General features: G+C 63.4%; 20 protein-coding genes. 11 read left to right on the top strand and 9 right to left on the bottom strand.

Annotated elements, in window-relative coordinates; translation table 11 throughout:
* The first annotated feature begins 6 nt into the window (after nt 1–6).
* The 3 genes from AB4M76_RS13755 to AB4M76_RS13765 are packed head-to-tail and all read left to right on the top strand — an operon-like array spanning nt 7 to nt 2,905.
* Complete coding sequence (locus AB4M76_RS13755) at nt 7–1,569, top strand: L-aspartate oxidase (RefSeq protein WP_368442516.1); 1,563 nt, start codon at nt 7–9, stop codon at nt 1,567–1,569.
* A complete protein-coding gene (gene nadC / locus AB4M76_RS13760; protein WP_368442517.1) occupies nt 1,566–2,411 on the top strand; it encodes a carboxylating nicotinate-nucleotide diphosphorylase in 846 nt (281 codons plus the stop codon). The genes AB4M76_RS13755 and nadC overlap by 4 nt, the downstream gene beginning before the upstream one ends.
* 44 nt (nt 2,412–2,455) lie before the next feature.
* A complete protein-coding gene (locus tag AB4M76_RS13765) occupies nt 2,456–2,905 on the top strand; it encodes an N-acetyltransferase family protein (protein WP_368442518.1) in 450 nt (149 codons plus the stop codon).
* Here the strand turns inward: AB4M76_RS13765 and AB4M76_RS13770 are convergent.
* The 3 genes from AB4M76_RS13770 to AB4M76_RS13780 form a co-directional block, all read right to left on the bottom strand.
* Entirely contained in the window at nt 2,895–4,400 is a 1,506-nt protein-coding gene (locus AB4M76_RS13770; protein WP_368442519.1) for a heme biosynthesis protein HemY, read from the bottom strand. The genes AB4M76_RS13765 and AB4M76_RS13770 overlap by 11 nt on opposite strands.
* A gap of 10 nt (nt 4,401–4,410) precedes the next feature.
* The gene (locus AB4M76_RS13775) at nt 4,411–5,862 is read right to left on the bottom strand and encodes a hypothetical protein (protein WP_368442520.1); all 1,452 of its coding nucleotides are present in this window, start codon (nt 5,860–5,862) and stop codon (nt 4,411–4,413) included.
* Nucleotides 5,863–6,048: 186 nt separating this feature from the next.
* Nucleotides 6,049–6,747, bottom strand: a complete 699-nt coding sequence (locus AB4M76_RS13780; protein ID WP_368442521.1) for a uroporphyrinogen-III synthase — start codon at nt 6,745–6,747, stop codon at nt 6,049–6,051.
* Nucleotides 6,748–6,822: 75 nt separating this feature from the next.
* Here AB4M76_RS13780 and tsaD point away from each other — a divergent pair, with 75 nt between their 5' ends.
* From tsaD to AB4M76_RS13800, 4 genes are read left to right on the top strand one after another with little or no spacing between them, the layout of a single operon-like run.
* A complete protein-coding gene (gene tsaD, locus AB4M76_RS13785) occupies nt 6,823–7,914 on the top strand; it encodes a tRNA (adenosine(37)-N6)-threonylcarbamoyltransferase complex transferase subunit TsaD (RefSeq protein WP_368442522.1) in 1,092 nt (363 codons plus the stop codon).
* On the top strand, nt 7,911–8,864 hold the full coding sequence (locus tag AB4M76_RS13790) for an NAD(P)H-dependent glycerol-3-phosphate dehydrogenase (protein ID WP_368442523.1): 954 nt from the start codon (nt 7,911–7,913) through the stop codon (nt 8,862–8,864). The genes tsaD and AB4M76_RS13790 overlap by 4 nt, the downstream gene beginning before the upstream one ends.
* Nucleotide 8,865: 1 nt before the next feature.
* Entirely contained in the window at nt 8,866–9,138 is a 273-nt protein-coding gene (locus AB4M76_RS13795) for a YciI family protein (RefSeq protein WP_368442524.1), read from the top strand.
* A complete protein-coding gene (locus tag AB4M76_RS13800; RefSeq protein ID WP_368442525.1) occupies nt 9,138–9,557 on the top strand; it encodes an EVE domain-containing protein in 420 nt (139 codons plus the stop codon). Before AB4M76_RS13795 ends, AB4M76_RS13800 begins: the two co-directional genes overlap by 1 nt.
* Before the next feature lie 278 nt (nt 9,558–9,835).
* Here AB4M76_RS13800 and AB4M76_RS13805 read toward each other — a convergent pair whose 3' ends face one another.
* The 4 genes from AB4M76_RS13805 to AB4M76_RS13820 all read right to left on the bottom strand — a co-directional run bounded on the left by AB4M76_RS13805 (nt 9,836) and on the right by AB4M76_RS13820 (nt 13,204).
* Entirely contained in the window at nt 9,836–10,177 is a 342-nt protein-coding gene (locus AB4M76_RS13805; RefSeq protein WP_368442526.1) for a DUF2853 family protein, read from the bottom strand.
* A gap of 166 nt (nt 10,178–10,343) precedes the next feature.
* A complete protein-coding gene (locus tag AB4M76_RS13810) occupies nt 10,344–11,213 on the bottom strand; it encodes a PRC-barrel domain-containing protein (protein ID WP_368442527.1) in 870 nt (289 codons plus the stop codon).
* Between the two features lie 215 nt (nt 11,214–11,428).
* Nucleotides 11,429–12,820 carry an adenosylhomocysteinase gene (gene ahcY / locus AB4M76_RS13815; protein ID WP_368442528.1) on the bottom strand — a complete coding sequence of 464 codons (1,392 nt, stop codon included), beginning with the start codon at nt 12,818–12,820 and terminating at the stop codon, nt 11,429–11,431.
* An 81-nt stretch (nt 12,821–12,901) separates the two neighbouring features.
* Complete coding sequence (locus AB4M76_RS13820) at nt 12,902–13,204, bottom strand: S-adenosyl-L-homocysteine hydrolase (protein WP_368442529.1); 303 nt, start codon at nt 13,202–13,204, stop codon at nt 12,902–12,904.
* 77 nt (nt 13,205–13,281) lie between these two features.
* On the opposite strand from AB4M76_RS13820, the gene AB4M76_RS13825 reads away from it, so the two are divergent.
* On the top strand, nt 13,282–13,878 hold the full coding sequence (locus AB4M76_RS13825; protein WP_368442530.1) for an HD domain-containing protein: 597 nt from the start codon (nt 13,282–13,284) through the stop codon (nt 13,876–13,878).
* Nucleotides 13,875–14,354: an N-acetyltransferase family protein gene (locus AB4M76_RS13830; protein ID WP_368442531.1), complete on the top strand. Its 480-nt coding sequence runs from the start codon at nt 13,875–13,877 to the stop codon at nt 14,352–14,354. The genes AB4M76_RS13825 and AB4M76_RS13830 overlap by 4 nt, the downstream gene beginning before the upstream one ends.
* Here the strand turns inward: AB4M76_RS13830 and AB4M76_RS13835 are convergent.
* Nucleotides 14,351–14,899, bottom strand: a complete 549-nt coding sequence (locus tag AB4M76_RS13835) for an ActR/PrrA/RegA family redox response regulator transcription factor (protein WP_368442532.1) — start codon at nt 14,897–14,899, stop codon at nt 14,351–14,353. The genes AB4M76_RS13830 and AB4M76_RS13835 overlap by 4 nt on opposite strands.
* Nucleotides 14,900–14,949: 50 nt before the next feature.
* Nucleotides 14,950–15,561: an SCO family protein gene (locus AB4M76_RS13840; protein WP_368442533.1), complete on the bottom strand. Its 612-nt coding sequence runs from the start codon at nt 15,559–15,561 to the stop codon at nt 14,950–14,952.
* Nucleotides 15,562–15,660: 99 nt separating this feature from the next.
* Here AB4M76_RS13840 and regB point away from each other — a divergent pair, with 99 nt between their 5' ends.
* Both regB and AB4M76_RS13850 read left to right on the top strand, forming a co-directional pair.
* Nucleotides 15,661–17,046, top strand: a complete 1,386-nt coding sequence (gene regB / locus AB4M76_RS13845; protein WP_368442535.1) for a sensor histidine kinase RegB — start codon at nt 15,661–15,663, stop codon at nt 17,044–17,046.
* Nucleotides 17,047–17,134: 88 nt separating this feature from the next.
* Nucleotides 17,135–18,658 (top strand): PAS-domain containing protein, encoded by a 1,524-nt coding sequence (locus tag AB4M76_RS13850; RefSeq protein ID WP_368442536.1) that lies wholly within the window; start codon nt 17,135–17,137, stop codon nt 18,656–18,658.
* Nucleotides 18,659–18,661 lie beyond the last annotated feature (3 nt).

Here is an 18,661-nt window from a genome sequence, read left to right on the forward strand (position 1 = left end):
GCGCGCGTGGAGCAGATCACAACCGGCAGGATCATGATCGTTGGGGCCGGTCTGGGCGCGCTCTATGCCGCGCTATGCCTCGCGCCGCGCCCCGTCTTGCTGATCTCGCCCGATCCGCTGGGATCGGGGGCCAGTTCCGCTTGGGCGCAGGGCGGTGTCGCCGCCGCGATGGCGCAGGCCGACAGTCCCGAGGTCCATGCGCTCGACACCATCAAGGCCGGGGCGGGCACGGTTGAGCCGCGCGTCGCCGCCACCGTCACGGATGAGGCCCGCGCCCATATCCTCGCCCTGACCGACTTTGGCACCGCCTTCGACCGCAGCGCCGATGGCGGCTATGTCCTGTCGCGCGAGGCGGCGCATAGCTTTGCCCGCGTGGTGCGGGTGCAGGGCGACCAGGCCGGGGCCGAGATCATGCGCGCGCTGATTGAAAAGCTGCGCGACACGCCGTCGATCCAAGTGTTCGAAGGGGTGCTGGCGCGTGGCTTGGAGAGCGATGGCACCAAGGTCACCGGGGTTGAGGTTGAACTCTCCCGGCCCGAAGGCTCCGCCCCCGTGATGCTGCGCGGCGCGGGGGTCTTGCTGGCGGGCGGGGGCTCCGGCGGGCTCTATGCGCTGACGACCAACCCGGCGCGTATTCGCGGGCAGGTGATCGGCATGGCGGCGCGGGCGGGTGCGCTCATTGCCGATGCGGAGTTCGTGCAGTTCCACCCCACTGCCATCGACTGCGGCGAAGACCCCGCGCCTTTGGCGACAGAGGCATTGCGCGGGGCCGGAGCGCATCTCATCAACCACGAAGGCGCGCGTTTCATGGAGGCGGTTCACCCCCTCGCCGAACTCGCCCCGCGTGACATCGTGGCCCGGGCCATCTTTGCCCAGACCCAAGCGGGGCTGCGCCCGATGCTCGACACCCGTGCGGCCTTGGGCGCGGCGGTGCTGAGTGACTACCCCGCCGTCGCCGCCGCCTGCGCGCGCAATGACATCGACCCGGTGCGCGAGCCCATCCCGGTGGCCGCCGCCGCGCATTACCACATGGGCGGCATCGCCACGGATGCGCATGGCCGCTCAAGCCTCGCGGGGCTTTGGGTCTGTGGAGAGGCGTCTTCGACCGGTCTGCACGGCGCGAACCGGCTTGCCTCCAACGGACTGCTCGAAGCGCTGGTCTTTGCCCGCCGCGCGGCGCAGGACATGCTTGAGGAATGCGGCACGGGCGACAACGACGACGTGCAACTGCCGGGTTTGGCGGCTGGCGAGACCCCGGATGAAGCTCTCGTTGCCCGCCTGCGCCAGATCATGACCGCCGAGGTCGGCGTGCTGCGCGATGCGGCGGGGCTGCAACGCGGTTTGACCGTGATCGCTGAGATTGAAGCCGCGCAGCCCGCTTGCGCGCAGTTGCAAAACATGACCGCCACCGCGACGCTGATCGCCGCTGCGGCCCTTGCCCGCCGCGAAAGCCGGGGCGCGCATTGCCGCACTGATTATCCCGAGACACTTCCCGAAGCCGCGCGCAGTTTCATGACATTGGCCGAGGCCACGGCCCGCCGCTCCAACCTTGAGGACGCCCCAAGATGACCACCGCCCTGCCCGACCTGATCCTTGAGCCGCTGGTCCGCGCCGCCTTGATGGAAGATCTCGGCACCTATGGCGATGTCACGACCCGCAGCGTGATCCCCGAGGGGACGACCTATACCGCTCGGCTGCGCGCCCGCGCCGAGGGGGTCGTCTCAGGCATGCAGATTGCGCGGCTGGCCTTTCACCTCGTCGACCCCAGGCTTGAGCTGCGCACGCTGAAAGAAGACGGCAACAGGATCGCCAAAGGCGATGTGCTGATGGAGATCGAAGGGTGCGCCGCCGCGATTCTCTCGGCGGAACGTGTGGCGCTGAACTTTGCCGGGCGGCTCTCGGGCATCGCCAGCCTGACGGCGGCCTGCGTCGCCGAAACGAAGGGCACCGAGACCCGCATCACCTGCACCCGCAAGACAACGCCGGGGCTGCGGATGGTGGAAAAACAGGCGGTGCTGCATGGTGGCGGGTTCAACCACCGCTTCTCCCTCTCCGACGCGATCCTGATCAAGGACAACCATATCGCCGCTGCCGGGGGCATCCGGCCCGTCTTGCAGGCGGTCAAGGCCAATGCCTCGCATATGATCCGGGTCGAGATCGAGGTCGACACGCTGGCGCAGCTTGAAGAGGTCTTGGACGAAGGCGGCGCGGATGTGGTGCTTCTGGACAATATGGACACGCCTACGCTCGCGCAGGCGGTCGAAATGGCACAGGGGCGCATCGTGTTGGAAGCCTCGGGCAATATGGCCCTGCCGCGTCTTGCCGAGGTCGCGGCGACAGGGGTGCACTATATCTCCATGGGCGCGCTGACACATTCTGCGACAACGCTGGACCTAGGGCTGGATTTCTGAACCTACTGGGGCAAAGATCGCGCAGTCAGCGAAGGGAGCCCGCCATGTCCGACCTTATCGTCCGCACCGTGAAAGACCATGACCGCGCTGATTGGGAGCGGCTCTATCAAGGCTATGCCGAATTTTACAAGGTCGAGCAGACGCCGGAGATGCGTGCGCGGGTCTGGTCTTGGTTGCATGATCCGCTGACCGAAGTCGAAGGGCTGGTCTGCGAAGACGGCGAAGGCCGGGTGATCGGCCTCACGCATTTCCGGCATTTCGCCCGCCCCTTGGCGGCGGCGACCGGCTGCTTTCTCGACGATCTTTTCGTGGCCCCCGAAGCCCGCGGCAGCGGGGCGGCGGAGGCGCTGATCGGAGAGGTGGCAAAGATCGCAAAGAAACGCGGCTGGAGCCTCGTGCGCTGGATCACGGCCGAGGATAATTACCGCGGCCGTGGGGTCTATGACAAACTGGCCACCCGGACCAACTGGGTCACCTACGACATCAAGCTGTAGGGTCCGGCGCCCGCCGGGGTGCCTCGGGGTCGCTGGGCTCCTCGGGCTCGGTCACCAGTTCCGCCTCTTCGATATGATCGCTACGCGTGGTTAGCGCGCCTTCGGTCGGCGTCGCCTCCGGCGTCCCCACGATCAGCGGCAGCATCTGCACACCGCTCGGCGTGGCCACTTCGGAGAGCGGGGGGCTCTTCCATTCCAGCGTATCGAAGCTGTTGCAGTTCTCGCAGATCGGCTTCCATTCGGCATGGATATGGTGGCAATTCTCGCAGATCCACTGCGGCCCGCGCGAGACATTGAGCGCCCGTGTGAGCCAGCCTTTGACCACCGTATCCGAGGCGCCCTCACCCCGCTCGATCGCGGCCATCAGGGTGACGGAACGGGCCGTGGGATCGGTCTCCACCAGATTGCCGAGCGCACGGCGGGCTTCGGGGAAATCTTCGTTGGCGATATGCAATTCGGCCAGCAGCATCTTGGTCTCGGGATGATCGGGCTGCGATTTGGTCAGGGCACGGAACCGCTTGATCCGCTGCTGCGGCGACTCGTCGGGCTGGATCTCTGCAAAGGCAGCGGCCAGATCGGGATGCGGGTGAACGCTCCACGCCTTTTGCAGGATCTTGGAGGCGTAGCGCGGCTTGTCCTGCGCGATATAGCCACGCGCGGCCATGACCGCCGCGGGGACCAGATCAGGCGACAAACGGTTGGCCTCGATCGCGGCTTCCCGCGCCTCAATGCTGTTGCCTTCGGCGATCACGTCGCGGGCCTCTGACAGCGCGAGAACGGCATCGCGGCGCTTGTGCACATCGCGCGGCAGTTGGCCGTTCTTGTATTTGGCCTGCAATGTCTGACGCGCCCCGGTCCAATCATGCTGGTCGGCCTGAAGCTTAAGCAGCGTGTCGCTGGTTTCCACATGGTTCGGCTTCAGCGCAAAGGCTTTCTCGGCCAGTTTCAAGGCGGTATCCGTATCCCCCTCGGCCAGCTTTTGCTTCATGATCCCGCGCACCCCGACAAAGCGGGTCTTTTCGTCCTCGACCAGCTTGCGATAGGTCCGCTCCGCCTTGCGCCGGTCTCCGGCCAGTTCGGCGGCTTGGGCGGTGAGCAGATTGGTCAAGGCGGGGCGTTTCAGATAACGATCCGCTTTTGCGGCTTTCGCCATAGCGAGCTGCCCCTCACCGCTGGCCAGCGCCATCAACCCGTCAGACAGCGCCTGATAGCCTTTGCGCTCGCGGTTGCGGTCAAAATAGCGCGACAGGGCGGTCTCATCGCCGTTCAGGAAATGCCAGGTGGCCGAAAGCAGCGCCACGATCTTAAGCAGCACCCAGACCGCAAACATCAACAGCAGGATCGCGATCACCGACTGCAAGGGCCCAAGGGTATATTCCGTCCCCGCCACGGTCAGTTGAATCCCGCCTTCGCTTTCCAGCAGGAACCCCGCCCCCCAGGCGAGCGCGGCCACCAGCACAACGAAAAGAACGATTTTAATTAGAGACCAGAGCATGTGTCGTTCCTCAGTTTGCCGTCAGGCGTTGTGACAGGTCGTCCGCGGCGCTTTCCGCCGCTTGACGGGCGCGGGCATCGGTAAGCCAGTCCGCCATGGCGTCCTGCGCCGGGTCGGAAAGTGTTTCGATCTCGGCCAGCGCATCGGTTAAACGGCCATCGCGCACGGCCGCTTCGGCGCGCGACAGGATCGCGTCCGGGTCCGTCCCCTCGCGCGGGGCGACGGAACGCGCGCCCAACTGGCGTTTCAGGAAGCTGCCAAAACCGCCCTCACCCTCCTCCGGCACCTCGGCCCGCGCGGTGGCAAGGGCCGCACGGGCGGCGTCAGGATAGCGCGATTGCAGGTTGGCCAGGGTGACAACACCGCCGCTCGCGTCGCGCAGCGCCTCGGGAATATCTTCGACCCCTGCGGCCTGCAATTCGTTCAGGGCAGCGTCAAAGGGTCGCCCGGCTGCAAGGGCCGTGTTAATGCGCGACATCGCCGTTTGCGCACGGGCGGCTTCAGCCGCTTCGGCGGTGGCCTCTTCCACGCTCTGCGCGTTTTCCAGCAGGCTTTCGATTTCGCTGCGCTGTGCCGCGACAGAATTCCGCAGCGCCGCCATCTCGCGCTCAAAGGCGGCGACGGCGATTTCATTGTCACCGCCGGAGGCGGGCTGTTTTTCGACCGTGGTCAAGCGGCTGTCGATCCCGGCGACCTGCTCCTGAAGGTTCGCCAGCTCTTCGCGCGCGCTGGCCAGTTCCTCGGTCAAGGCATCGACTTCGGGCAGGCTTTCCGGCTCTGGCGCGGGGGCATCGGCGCGGGCTTCCAGCTCTGCAATACGCGCCTGCTGGGCGTCGAGCGCGGCCTGCACCTCGCCTTCGCTCTGCGCCCGGTTGCCAAGCACGTCATATTCCGACGCCGCAAAGCCCAGCCCCCCGGCGATGAGACCGCCCAGCACCATCGGAAGAAAGACGCTGCGTTTGCGTTCTTTGGCGGCAGGCTCTGACGCCTTCGTGTCCTGTGTGGGTTTCGCGGCTGGGGTTTTATCGCTCGGTTTCGCGGTGTCTGGTTTTACGGTGTCCGGCTTTGCCGTCGAGGTGGTGCCGGCAGACGATGCGCTGGTCGTTTTTCCCGCCTCCTTTTCCCAAGGCGTCTTGCTGCTGTCTTTCTCGGCGGGGGGCGTCTTCGGCTTGGCGGTTGCCGCCGCGGGCGTTTCGGTCTTACCTTTTCCCGAGGTCACAGACGGCGATTTCGCCGGGGCACCTGCCGGGGCTGTGCTCGTTTTCGACTTCGCACCGTCTGATTTGGCATCGTCAGACTTGGGCGCGGCATCCGGTTTTTCAGCCGCGGCAGCGGTCTCGACCTCGGAGGAGGTCTTTGCAGCAGATTTGGCCACATTGTCCTTCTCTGGCACCTCCCCGGCTTTCGCCTCTGGCTTATCCGTCCCGGGCGTCGATGACGCCTTGCCCTCGGGCTGCGTCACCTCTGGCGTATCCTCAGGCTTCTGCCTTGCCGTATCTGGCTGATCTGAAACCGTTTTATCGGCTGCGGTCTCAGTTTCTTCGCCTTTAGTGACAGTCTTTTTGGGTTTCGCCACGCCGCCCGCCTTTCCGATTCTGAACCTGTCTATCGCTTGCCGCGGCAAGCTTACCCGGCATATTTGCGCCTCTCAAGGCAAGGTGGAGCGGCGAAACAGTTTTTCAACGGCTTCCGCCATGGCTTCTCCGGTTGGCAGCGCCGCCACATCATGCGCGCGCAGGGGCAAGCCTTCAAGCGCCCCAGCCGCCGCATCGCTGATTGAAACCGCAAGCACATTGGCGGTGCTGGCGGCGGATTGCACAAACTGCTCTGCGCTGCGCGGAGAGAAGAGCGGCACCAGCACCGGGTCGCCCGATCGCAGCAGGCTTTGCGCCTCATCGGAAAGCGGCAAGAGACGCTGGTCGTAAAGCGTGTGGACATCGGTGGTCAGCCCGGTCGCCGTGAGGTCCCCGGCCACGTCGCCGCGCCGGTGCCGCCCCGCCAGATGCAGCAAGGGGCCAAGATCGGCGCGCCCGGAGAGTTCCGCTACCATTGAGACCGCATCATAGCCCGCCATCTGCGCCCGCCAGCCAGCGGCAAGAGCGGCCTCCGTGGTTTGCGGCCCCACGCAATAGGCCGGACGCCCCGCCCCCGCCGGCGCATTCGCCACCGCATTGGCCGAGGTAAAGATCACCCCGGCATAGGGGCTCAGATCGGCTTGGCCTTCGCTGGGGGTGATCTCTAGCAAAGGCGAGATCACCACCCCTTCGTGCAGGGCGGGGGACAACCGATCGAGAAATTGGGCCGACCCTTTTGGCGGGCGTGTCAGAAGCAGTCTTGGCTGCGCCATGTGTTGGCTCCGGCATTGTTTGCGCGTGACAGCGGTGTTACCTGCGGTACAGGTGCCTTGCAACGGAAAGCCCCCATGCCCAGACCTCAGCTCATTCTCGGATTGGAAAGCAGCTGCGACGATACCGCCGCCGCCATCGTGCAGATTGACGCAGAGGGGCGCGGCGCGGTGCTGTCCTCTGTCGTCGCGGGCCAGACCGCGCTTCATGCCAATTTCGGCGGCGTGGTGCCCGAGATCGCGGCCCGCGCCCATGCCGAAAAGCTCGATCACTGTGTCGAGGATGCGCTGGCCGAGGCCGGGCTCGCCCTGCCCCAGATCGACGCCATCGCCGTGACCGCCGGGCCGGGGCTGATCGGCGGCGTGGTCTCGGGCGTGATGTGCGCCAAGGGGCTGTCGGCGGCGACGGGCAAACCGCTTTACGGGGTCAATCACCTCGCGGGTCATGCGCTGACGCCCCGGCTGACCGACGCTGTGCCCTTTCCCTATCTGATGTTGCTGGTCTCGGGCGGGCATTGCCAGTTTCTCTTGGTGCGCGGGCCGAGTGATTTTGAGCGGCTCGGTGGCACCATCGACGACGCGCCGGGCGAAGCCTTTGACAAGGTCGCAAGGTTGCTGGGCCTGCCCCAGCCCGGCGGCCCCGCGATTGAACAATGCGCCAAAGCCGGAGACCCGGAACGTTTCGCGCTGCCCCGACCGCTGCTGGATCGCGACGGCTGCGATATGTCATTCTCGGGGCTGAAAACGGCGGTTCTACGCGCCCGGGATAGGGCGATGGCCGAGGCCGGGGGGCTGACGCGGCAAGATCAGGCCGATCTTGCGGCCGGGTTTCAGGCTGCCGTGGTCGAGGTGCTGGCGAAAAAGACCCGCCGCGCCTTTGCCGACTATCCGCAAGACGCCCCGCGCGGGCTTTGCGTGGCCGGCGGTGTGGCGGCGAACCGGTCCATTCGCATGGCGCTTGAGGCGGTTGCAGAGGAACAAGCGGCACGTTTCATCGCCCCGCCGCTGGCGCTGTGCACCGACAATGCGGCGATGATCGCCTTTGCCGCTGCCGAACAGGCGGCGGAGCGGGGGCCCGATGATCTGGGCCTCTCGGCCCGCCCGCGCTGGCCGCTTGATACGCAGCGCCCGTCGATGTTGGGCAGTGGCAAGAAAGGGGCCAAGGCATGAGCATTTCGGTTCTCGGGGCGGGGGCCTTTGGCACCGCATTGGCAATCTCACTGGCCCGCAAGGAGCCTGTCACCCTCTGGGCACGGCAGGCGGGCGATATGGACCGGAGGCGGGAAAACGGCAAACGCCTGCCGGGCTGTGCCTTTCCCGATGGTCTGGCTGTAACGGAAGATTTCGCGCAGGCGGCACAGGCCGATATTCTGCTGCTCGCGGTGCCGATGCAAAAGCTGCGCGAATTGCTTGAGACCCATGCCGCCGATCTGGCCGGGAAACATCTTGTTGCCTGCTGCAAGGGCATCGAATTGCGCAGCGGGCTGGGGCCGGTCACGATCATCGGCCAGACCATTCCCGATGCCACCGCGGCGATCCTGACCGGGCCAAGCTTTGCCGCCGATATCGCCCGCGGCCTTCCCACCGCCTTGACCCTTGCCTGCGCCGATGCCAGCGCGGGGGCCTATCTGCAAAAAGAGCTCACCGCAGAGAACATCCGGCTTTACCGCACCACGGATACCATCGGTGCCGAACTGGGCGGGGCGTTGAAGAATGTGATCGCCATCGCCAGCGGTGCCGCCATCGGCGCGGGGCTTGGGGAAAGTGCGCGCGCTGCCGTGATGACCCGCGGCTATGCGGAAATGCAGCGTCTTGCCGCGCATTTGCAGGCGGAGCCGACGACACTCTCCGGGTTGTCAGGCTTCGGAGATTTGACGCTGACCTGCACCTCGGAACAATCGCGCAATTACCGTTTGGGGCAATCGCTCGGGGCGGGCCGCGCCTTTGACGCGGACACCACCGTCGAAGGCGCCGCCACGGCGCGCGCTGTCGATGCGCTGGCGCGGGAGGCCGCGCTCGATATGCCCATCACCCGCGCGGTGGCCGGTCTGCTCGACAATGAACTCGATGTCGCCACTGCCCTGAAATCCCTACTCACCCGCCCGTTAAAGGAAGAATGATATGTTTGTTGCCCTCATCGCCCATGACAAATCCGATGCGCTGTCGATCCGGCAGGAGAACCGCCCCGACCATCTGGCCTATCTGAAGTCCAGCGATGCGGTTGCCCAGGCCGGGCCTCTGCTGGACGATGACGGCGGCATGATCGGCTCGCTCATCATTCTTGATGTCCCCGACATGGCGGCGGCGCGGACATGGGCCGACAACGATCCTTATGCCAAGGCCGGGCTGTTCAAAAGCGTGACCCTGACCCATTGGAACCGGGTGATCGGCTGATGGCCTATTGGTTGTTCAAAACCGAACCGGCGACTTGGAGTTGGGAAGACCAACTGGCCAAGGGTGAAGCCGGTGAGGAATGGGATGGGGTGCGCAATTACCAGGCGCGCAACTTCATGCGCGACATGCGGCTTGGCGATCTGGGCTTTTTTTACCACTCGCAAAAAGACCGCGAGATTGTAGGGATCGTAGAGGTCTGCGCCGAAGCGCATCCCGACAGCACCACAGAGGATGACCGCTGGGACTGTGTGGACGTCAAAGCTCTGCGGCCTTTCAAGACGCCCGTGACCCTTGATACGATCAAGGCCGACCCTCGGTTGAGCGAGATGGTCTTGGTCAAAAGCCCGCGCCTATCGGTTCAGCCGGTGACAGCGCAGGAATGGGACATCATCTGCGGCTTGGGCAATACGACGCCCTAGCAGCCCATGGCAGGGGGTATCGACACATGAAAAAAGGGCTCCGGCACCCCGCCAGAACCCTTTCTCACCCCGTGTGCTCCCAAATCCACCACACACGTATTCGAAATCTCGTTCTGGCCGTCCTGGCCGATGTAATAGGGATACCCGAAAGCCCTGTTCTAGGCAACTTCCGAGTATCTCAAAGCCCTTGGAAAAACGAAAGACGCGCTTAACCACATCGAGCCGTCATTAAGGTCTTATTTACCTATAAACAAAGAGTTAGGCCTCTTTTCCGGGTGTTACCCATAGACGTTCTCTTTGCCAAAATGCTTGACCAGCAGGTAATAGATCACGGCGCGGTATTTGTTGCGCTCGGAACGGCCATAGGTCTCGATCGCCTTTTGAATGCCGCCCATCAGATGCTCATCATCCGGCAGGCCAAGCTTCTTGATCAGGAAGTTGTCCTTCACCGTGTTCAGCTCTGCGGTATCGCCGGCCGAAACGGTTTGAGCGTCGGCGTTATAGATCGACGGGCCGCAGCCGATGGTCACTTTGGTCAACAAATCCATATCCGGCTCTACACCGCATTTGTTGCGCAGGTCCTCGGCGTATTTTTCGATCCACTCGTCTCTTTTGCCCATAGTAATACTCCCTAGTGAAATTATGGCCCTCGGTAGGGTCCTTGACCGGCAGCCTACGGCCAAATCACTGTTTCGCAAAACATTTTTCTGCGTCCATTTACTCAGCGCCAGAAAGGAAAAGAGGCGCCCGCATGGGGCGCCTCTCGCAAGGTCAAATGAGCTGTGCTTAGGACGCGTCGTCGAGGGGCGCGTCATTCTCAAGCGCTTCGACCTCGTCGGTGTTCAGCTCAGGCTGGGCTTCCAGCTCGGCTTTGGTCCAGACGCTCAGCTTCAGGTCGTTTTCAGCGGCCATGGAAATCTCTTCCAGCGGCACAGCGACGGAACGCTCACCAAGGCCCAGGAAACCGCCCACGCCAACGACGGCTGCATAGCCATTGTCGGTCTTGATCACGGAGTCGACTTCACCGACTTCTTCGCCATCGGCTTCGACAACGGTTTGACCGATCAGGTCACCGGCAACCATGCCCGAAAAGGCATTGCTCATGCTGGTGTCGGTGCGGGTGACATCGGTTTCCATGGTGGTTTCGGTATCCGACGACACGCCTGCGGTCAGGTCGGTATCGCTCTCAAGTTCCGCGTCATCATCTGCGGCCAGATCGGTGTCTGTGGCGCTGTCGATGTCACCACCGGTCTCGGCGCTCAGGGTCGCGTTCGACTCAGAATCTGTATTGCCGTTCAGGTCAGCCTCTGCATCCAGAGTGGTGTCTGTCTCCATCTCCGTGTCGGAGGCCATTTCGCTGTCGGTCTCGACATCAGCGTCAACGTCCGCGCTGGCGGTTCCGGTGGCCGAGTCGACAGCGTCATCGACGGCATCGGCGGTGTCATCCGCGGTATCCCGGAGAGACTGGGCTGTATCCTCAGCCTGCTTTTTCAGCGAATTGCCGAGATCATCGGCGGTGTTGCTTACGTTTTCACCCGTCACGGTGGCTTCGGCCTCCGCAGCCGCGCCGGCGGTGGCGTCTACATCTTGTGCAAAGGCGGTGCCTGCTGTCAGAGCGAGAGCGGCGACGGTCGACTTCAGGAATGTACGTTTCATTTTCGAACTCCTTTCGGTGTTGGTCTGGGGAGGAAACACCGCTCTCCGGGAAGTGTTCCGACTGCCTTCAGGCCCGGGCGAGAATGTGCTTGAATCCGCCGATCATAGGAAAATATCTATTAATTTCCATGACTTATCCTGCCAAATACAAAAGCACCGCCTGAAGCCATTCAGACGGTGCTTTCCAAAATTTTCGGCAGAGAACCGCCGGCCTGTCAGTAACGGTAATGCTCTGGCTTAAACGGGCCCTCAGGCGACACGCCGATATAGGCGGCCTGCTCCGGGTCCAGCTTGGACAGTTTCACGCCAATGCGGTCGAGATGCAGACGCGCGACCTTTTCGTCCAGATGTTTCGGCAGGATATACACGTCATTGTCGTATTTATCGGTGTTTTCCCAAAGCTCGATCTGCGCCAGCACCTGATTGGTAAAGGAGGCGGACATGACGAAGGACGGGTGGCCGGTGGCGTTGCCGAGGTTCAGCAAACGGCCCTCGGAGAGCAGGATCAGACGGTTGCCGTTCGGCATCTCGATCATGTCCACCTGTTCTTTGATATTGGTCCATTTGTGGTTTCTGAGGTTGGCGACCTGAATTTCATTGTCGAAATGGCCGATGTTGCCAACGATCGCCATGTCCTTCATCTCGCGCATATGCTCGATGCGGATCACGTCTTTATTGCCGGTGGTGGTGATGAAGATGTCAGCCGTTGCCACAACGTCTTCCAGCAGCACCACTTCGAAACCATCCATCGCCGCCTGCAAGGCGCAGATCGGGTCGACTTCGGTGACCTTCACGCGCGCACCGGCGCCGCGCAGGCTTGCGGCGGAGCCTTTGCCCACATCGCCATAGCCCATCACGACCGCGACCTTACCGGCCATCATCGTATCCGTCGCGCGGCGAATGCCATCGACGAGGCTCTCTTTGCAGCCGTATTTATTGTCGAACTTCGACTTGGTGACAGAGTCGTTCACATTGATCGCGGGGAAGGGCAGCTGGCCCTGTTTCACCAGATCATAAAGACGGTGCACGCCGGTGGTGGTTTCCTCCGACACGCCTTTGATCTGGTCGCGCATCTTGGTGAACCAGCCGGGGCTTTCCGCCATGCGTTTTTTGATCTGGGCGAAAATCGCCTCTTCCTCTTCGGATTTCGGCACGGCGATCAGCTCGTCTTCGCCATTCTCGACCCGTGCGCCAAGCAGGATATAGAGCGTCGCATCGCCGCCATCGTCGAGGATCAGGTTCGGGCCCTCGGGGAACATGAAGGACTTGTCGAGGTAATCCCAATGTTCAACCAGCGACTGGCCTTTGATCGCAAAGACCGGGATACCGGCGTCGGCAATGGCAGCAGCGGCGTGGTCCTGGGTCGAGAAGATGTTGCAGGAAGCCCAACGCACATCGGCCCCAAGGGCCACCAGCGTTTCGATCAGAACAGCGGTCTGGATGGTCATATGCAGCGAGCCGACGATCCGCGCGCCCTTGAGCGGTTTGCTGTCGCCATATTCCTCGCGCAGCGCCATCAGGCCCGGCATCTCGGTCTCGGCAATGTCCAATTCCTTGCGCCCATAGGCCGCGAGGTTGATGTCCTTAACAATATAGTCCTTGGCCATGCGGCGCTCCTGTCTGAGGGTGTCGGAGGTCGCCTAGCATCTCAGCGATCAGTTCTCAATCTATATGGCTGGCCGCCGCGTTCAGTCCAGCAAGGCGGCCAGTTGCTTATCGCCCGGCATGCCTTCCATCCAATTCTTGCCCTGTGCCATCACACAGGCATTCCCGTCCGCCATGGATTTCACCAAGGTCCATGTCCCGGTTTGCTCAGAAGCCCAAAGCTGGCTGTTGTCTTTCGCCTGACCGGGGACGGGGGCTTCGCCATACCAATCGATCAATGCGGACTTCATTTCATGTTGCGGCATGCAGACTTCTTCTGCTTGGGCGATACCGGCAAAGCCGCCAAGGGTGACTGCGCATATCAGGCCGGAAAAAACGGGTTTCATGATCATCTCCTTCGTGGGATGAACAGAAATACACCGGAATGGTTCCCAAAGGATTGCCAAGAGAAGGACCGCAGCCCATGGCCCAAAAACCTCGCGCATGGCAACGGATGCTCTCGGGCCGCAGGCTTGATCTGCTGGACCCGACGCCGGTGGATATCGAGATCGACGACATCGCCCATGGGCTCGCCTTTGTGGCGCGGTGGAACGGTCAGACCCGGGGCGATTACGCCTATTCCGTGGCCGAACATTCGCTGCTGGTCGAAACGATTTTCACCCGTATCGCCCCCCGCGCCCCGGCCAAATGGCGGTTGGCCGCCCTGCTGCATGACGCGCCGGAATATGTGATCGGGGACATGATCTCGCCGGTGAAAGCCGCCGTGGGGCCGGATTACCGCGCGCTGGATGATCGGCTGACCACCGCGGTGCATCTGCGCTTTGGTCTGCCGGCGCATCTGCCGGTGCGGGTAAAGCAGCAGATCAAAAAGGCCGACCGGGTCAGCGGGTGGATGGAAGCCAGCCAGATCGCCGGGTTCTCGGAGGCCGAGGCGACCCGGTTTTTTGGCCGCCCGGATGCGGCGCTGATGGAGGGGCTGACCATTCTTCTGCGCCCCCCGGTCGAGGTGCGCAATGATTTCACCGCGCGGCACGAAGCGCTGCTGCGCGAGATGGCGTGATCCATATCCGCCGGGCCGGGACGCTCGATACCCGCGCCATGGCAGAGCTGTTGAACGCGATCATTGCAAAGGGCGGCACGACCGCGATGACCGCCCCGGTCACCCCGCGAGAGTTGCAAGGCTGGATGGCGGCCCCCGACAGCGCGTGGCATCTGGCGGAGGACAGCAGCGGCTCGCTGAAAGGCTTTCAATATATCGAACCGCACCCCGATCTGCCCGAAGGCGGGGTGGATGTGGCGACCTTTGTGCGTTTGGGCGAGACCGGCTTGGGCATCGGCTCCGCGCTTTTTGAGCAAACGAAACAGGCGGCGCGCGCCCTCGGCTACCGCCATATCCACGCGATCATCCGCGCCGATAATGCGGGCGGTCTGGCCTATTACCAAAGCCGGGGGTTTGAGGATTTCAAACGGCTGCCCAACAGCAAGCTCGCCGATGGCAGCCGCGTCGATCGGATCTGGAAACGCTTCGAGCTTTAGCGCGGCGAGCGTTTGGCGAGAATGCGCTGCAAGGTCCGCCGGTGCATGTTCAGCCGCCGTGCGGTTTCCGAGACATTGCGGTCGCAGAGCTCATAGACCCGCTGGATATGCTCCCACCGCACCCGATCCGCGCTCATCGGGTTTTCGGGTGGTTCGGGCAGATCCCCCCCGGTCGCCAGCAAGGCGTTGACGATGTCATTGGCATCGGCAGGTTTGGACAGATAGTCGGTCGCGCCCGACTTTACCGCCGCCACCGCCGTGGCAATCGCGCCATAGCCGGTCAGCACCACCACCCGTGTATCGGTCCGCCGCTCGCGGAGCACTTCGACCACATCAAGCCCGTTGCCATCCTGAAGCCGCAGGTCGACCACGGCAAAGGCCGGGGGCCGCGCCGTGGCAATGGCCTTGCCCGCCGACACCGACCCCGCGGTTTCCACCTCAAAACCACGTTTTTCCATCGCTTTGGCAAGGCGGCGCAAAAACGGCTCATCATCATCCACCAGCAGCAGCGTGCGGTCTGGACCAAGGTCAGCAATATCCGGCATGAACGTCCCCTCTCGGGCCTTATATGGGGCGCGGGCCGCCGATGGTCAATTTACCGTTGGTCGAGGAAACAGCCGATCTTGTCCGCCATCTCCTCTGGCCGGACCTCGCGGCGGAAGAAATCGACCACCCCTTCGCCGGGCATCACCAGATAGCTGAAAGTCGAATGGTCGACGAGATATTCACCGTCCTGCGGCGGATGCAGCTTGAAATAGGTGCGATAGGCTTGGCTGGCAGCCTTCACCTGTTCCGGCGATCCGGTCAGCCCCACCATGCGCGGGTGCATGGCCTCGGCATACTCGCCCACGACCTTGGGCGTGTCGCGCGCGGGGTCGACGGTGATGAAAACCGGGGTGATGCTCTGGCCGCGTTCTTCGAGGATCTCGGTCGCTGCGGCATTGCGGTCCACGTCCAGCGGGCAAACATCGGGGCAAGAGGTATAGCCGAAATAGATCAGCGCCGGTTCGGTGATCACTTCCGCATCGGTCACAGTCTCGCCCGCGCCATTGACCAGCTCAAACGGCCCGCCGATATCGCCGCCCGCCACTTGACTGGAGCGGCAGGACGCATAGGGGTCATCCCCTCCCTGCAGGACCATAAAGGCCGTGCCTGCCAGAAATACCGCCGCAACGCCCACAGCGCCAAATGCCACCATCCGTTTCATGTCAGCCTCCTGCGCCGCCGGGCGCTCTTGATCGTGTTTCGCGGCAGACCTACGCTAGATCGCAGGCGATGCAAGACGCAATAATGTGAAGGGGCAAAGATGACGCAGGCAGACATACGGCCCCTGAGCGGGCGCACCCGTGCCAGTTGGATCAGACTGCGCACGATGATCCTGCTGCGCTGGTTCGCCATTTTCGGACAGCTGGCCGCCGTCTCCATTGCGCAATGGATGTTCGGCATGCAGCTGGCTTTCGGGCTTTGCTATCTGGTGATCGGCGCGTCGGTGGTGGGCAACCTTGTGGCCGGCTTTGTCTTTCCACAGAACAAACGTCTGACGGAAGCAGAGAACCTTGCCATGGTGCTCTTTGATCTGCTGCAACTCACCGCGCTTCTGGGGCTGACAGGGGGGCTGCACAACCCCTTCGCCCTGCTGCTGCTGGCCCCGGTGACGATCTCGGCCACGGCGCTTAGTCTGCGCTCGACCTTGGTGCTTTGCGGAACCGCGATCATCGCCGCCTCGGCGCTGGCCCTGTGGCATTTGCCGCTGGTCACGGAATCCGGCGAGGCGCTGGAACTGCCGCGCATCTTTGTCTTTGGCCAATGGATCGCGCTTTTGATCGCGATTGTCTTTACCAGCGCATATTCCCGCCGGATCACTTCCGAAGTGCATTCCATGGCCGATGCGCTTTCCGCGACGCAGATGGTGCTGGCACGCGAGCAGAAACTGTCGGACCTCAGCGGTGTGGTGGCGGCGGCCGCGCATGAACTGGGCACGCCACTGGCCACGATCAAACTGGCCAGCACCGAGTTGCTGGGCGAGTTGGAGGACCGACCGGACCTTGCCGATGACGCGGCCCTGATCAGCGATCAGGCGGACCGCTGCCGCGACATTCTGCGCGATATGGGGCGTTCGCGAAAGGACGACCCGCATATGCAGCGCGCCCCCCTCACGGCCGTGATCAAAGAGGCCGCCGAGCCGCATCTCGACCGGGGCAAAGCGGTGATATTCTCGGACAATCCCATGGTCCACGATCATGGACGCTCGCCGACGATACCGCGCAAGCCAGAGATCATCTACGGGCTTCGCAACCTCATTCAGAACGCTGTGGATTTCGCCGAAACCACTGTCTGGATCGAAACGGAATGGACGCAGGACAGTATCTCGGTGCGTATCATCGACGACGGGCCGGGGTTTCCGCCGCAGGATCTGGGGCGCATTGGCGATCCTTTCTTGCGCCGGCGCGGCAGCCCGGCAGGCGACGCGGCCCGCCCCGCTTACGAGGGCATGGGGCTGGGACTGTTCATCGCGAAAACCTTTCTGGAGCGCGGCGGCGGGCGGCTGCGCTTTGCCAATGGCTCAGACAGTGGCTGGCTGCGCGGGCTGCCTCCGGCGGGCAGCGGCGCGGTGGTGGAGGTCGTCTGGCCCCGGCGGCTGCTTGATCTCGGCACCGGGGCGGCGGCGGAGGACCATCGACAAACGGCCTGAGCGCAGATGGCTCTTTGCCGCGTTAACCTTCCGTTAACCTTTTGACGACAGACTGGGGCGATCGCATTTGCCGAAAGGATTTTCCGTTATGGCATTGCAAGAGTTCCTGATCGTGCTGGTGGCGACCTGCGTCACGGCTGCGGCGGCTCTTTGGTGGTTGCGCATGCCCCATTCCCCCGCCCCCCTTGCCGCCCCGGCGGAGAGCGGGATGAGCCTGCTGTTCGAAGACGGGCATCTGCTACATGGGTCCGACATGGCGCTCACGCGTTTCGCACTCGCCCCCGGCCACCACGAATGGGAGGATATTCGAAGCGCTCTGCTGCCGCGTTTCCCCGATTTTCCCGCCGCCCCCCGCGCCGGCCATCCCGGCAGCCTGACGCTGCGGGCCGAAGATGGTGACAGCCCGGGCGAGCTGCGCCTCAGCTGGCGCGATGCGCTGTGCTGGCTGCATATGCCGCTTGCCCGCGCTGAACCCGATCTGGCGCGCGAAACCCATGAACAACTGGCCGCCCTGCGCCGCGCCAGCGATTGCAGCCCGAACCCGGCCTGGCAGACCAACCCCAGCGGCCAGATCATCTGGCACAACCGCGCCTATGCAACGCTGAAACGCCGCGCCCAGCATCAGCCGAACGCCAGCGGCGCGGCGCTGTTCAGCACGCCTGAGCCGGAGCACCCCAACCGCGTCTGCCTGCAGGGCGACAGTGAAGAACAGCAACATTGGTATGCGTTGAACACCACCTCGCTGGACGGGGTTCAGATCTATCACGCCACCTGTATCGACGCGGTGGTCGCGGCCGAAAACGCGCAGCGCAATTTCGTCCAGACCCTTGCCAAAACCTTTGCCCATCTATCGATCGGTCTGGCCATTTTTGACCGCAACGGCCAATTGGCCCTGTTCAATCCCGCCCTCGTCGATCTCACCGCCCTGCCCGCGCCCTTTCTCAGCGCGCGGCCTACGATGGTGTCTTTTTTCGACCAGCTGCGCGAAAACCGCCATATGCCGGAGCCGAAAAACTACCTTAACTGGCGGCAGGAAATAGCGGAGGTGATCGCGGCGGCGACCGATGGGCGCTATCAGGAAACATGGACGCTCGAAACCGGGCAGACCTATAGCGTAAGGGGCCGCCCGCATCCCGATGGCGCCACCGCCTTTCTGATTGAAGACATCACCGCCGAAGTGACGCTGACACGCAATTTTCGGGCCGAGCTGGAGGTCAGCCAAAGCCTGCTGGACAGGCTGGAAGACAGTTTCGCCGTCTTTTCCGCCTCGGGCGTGCTGACCTTTTGCAACGCGGCCTACCGCGAGCTCTGGCAACAAGACCCGGAAAACAGCTTTGCCGATATCACCATATCGGATGCGATTGATGTCTGGCAGCAGCACGCCGCGCCCAACCCGCTCTGGCCCGATATCGCCGACTTCGTCTCCGGTCGGGGCGACCGCGCGGGCTGGAGCATGCCAATCTACCCGCTCAAAGGCGCGCCGTTGCGCTGCGAGGTTTCGGCAATCGCTTCGGGCGCGACATTGGTGCGCTTTCGCCGGGCCGCCGATGCCCTTGCCCATCGCAAGTCAGCCGGCGCAGGCGCCAAGGCAGATCGGCGCCAGCCCTCCTAGGGG

This window comes from Sulfitobacter sp. PS-8MA (assembly GCF_040933935.1).
GTDB lineage: Bacteria > Pseudomonadota > Alphaproteobacteria > Rhodobacterales > Rhodobacteraceae > Sulfitobacter.

Excerpts from the sequence above, each read along its gene's own strand:
- AB4M76_RS13840 (WP_368442533.1), bottom strand. The coding sequence starts at position 15,561 with ATGAAACGGATGGTGGCATTTGGCGCTGTGGGCGTTGCGGCGGTATTT.
- nadC (WP_368442517.1), top strand. The coding sequence starts at position 1,566 with ATGACCACCGCCCTGCCCGACCTGATCCTTGAGCCGCTGGTCCGCGCC.
- AB4M76_RS13825 (WP_368442530.1), top strand. The coding sequence starts at position 13,282 with ATGGCCCAAAAACCTCGCGCATGGCAACGGATGCTCTCGGGCCGCAGG.
- AB4M76_RS13795 (WP_368442524.1), top strand. The coding sequence starts at position 8,866 with ATGTTTGTTGCCCTCATCGCCCATGACAAATCCGATGCGCTGTCGATC.
- regB (WP_368442535.1), top strand. The coding sequence starts at position 15,661 with ATGACGCAGGCAGACATACGGCCCCTGAGCGGGCGCACCCGTGCCAGT.
- AB4M76_RS13790 (WP_368442523.1), top strand. The coding sequence starts at position 7,911 with ATGAGCATTTCGGTTCTCGGGGCGGGGGCCTTTGGCACCGCATTGGCA.
- AB4M76_RS13835 (WP_368442532.1), bottom strand. The coding sequence starts at position 14,899 with ATGCCGGATATTGCTGACCTTGGTCCAGACCGCACGCTGCTGCTGGTG.
- AB4M76_RS13850 (WP_368442536.1), top strand. The coding sequence starts at position 17,135 with ATGGCATTGCAAGAGTTCCTGATCGTGCTGGTGGCGACCTGCGTCACG.
- AB4M76_RS13765 (WP_368442518.1), top strand. The coding sequence starts at position 2,456 with ATGTCCGACCTTATCGTCCGCACCGTGAAAGACCATGACCGCGCTGAT.
- AB4M76_RS13805 (WP_368442526.1), bottom strand. The coding sequence starts at position 10,177 with ATGGGCAAAAGAGACGAGTGGATCGAAAAATACGCCGAGGACCTGCGC.
- ahcY (WP_368442528.1), bottom strand. The coding sequence starts at position 12,820 with ATGGCCAAGGACTATATTGTTAAGGACATCAACCTCGCGGCCTATGGG.
- tsaD (WP_368442522.1), top strand. The coding sequence starts at position 6,823 with ATGCCCAGACCTCAGCTCATTCTCGGATTGGAAAGCAGCTGCGACGAT.
- AB4M76_RS13770 (WP_368442519.1), bottom strand. The coding sequence starts at position 4,400 with ATGCTCTGGTCTCTAATTAAAATCGTTCTTTTCGTTGTGCTGGTGGCC.
- AB4M76_RS13800 (WP_368442525.1), top strand. The coding sequence starts at position 9,138 with ATGGCCTATTGGTTGTTCAAAACCGAACCGGCGACTTGGAGTTGGGAA.
- AB4M76_RS13780 (WP_368442521.1), bottom strand. The coding sequence starts at position 6,747 with ATGGCGCAGCCAAGACTGCTTCTGACACGCCCGCCAAAAGGGTCGGCC.
- AB4M76_RS13820 (WP_368442529.1), bottom strand. The coding sequence starts at position 13,204 with ATGAAACCCGTTTTTTCCGGCCTGATATGCGCAGTCACCCTTGGCGGC.
- AB4M76_RS13810 (WP_368442527.1), bottom strand. The coding sequence starts at position 11,213 with ATGAAACGTACATTCCTGAAGTCGACCGTCGCCGCTCTCGCTCTGACA.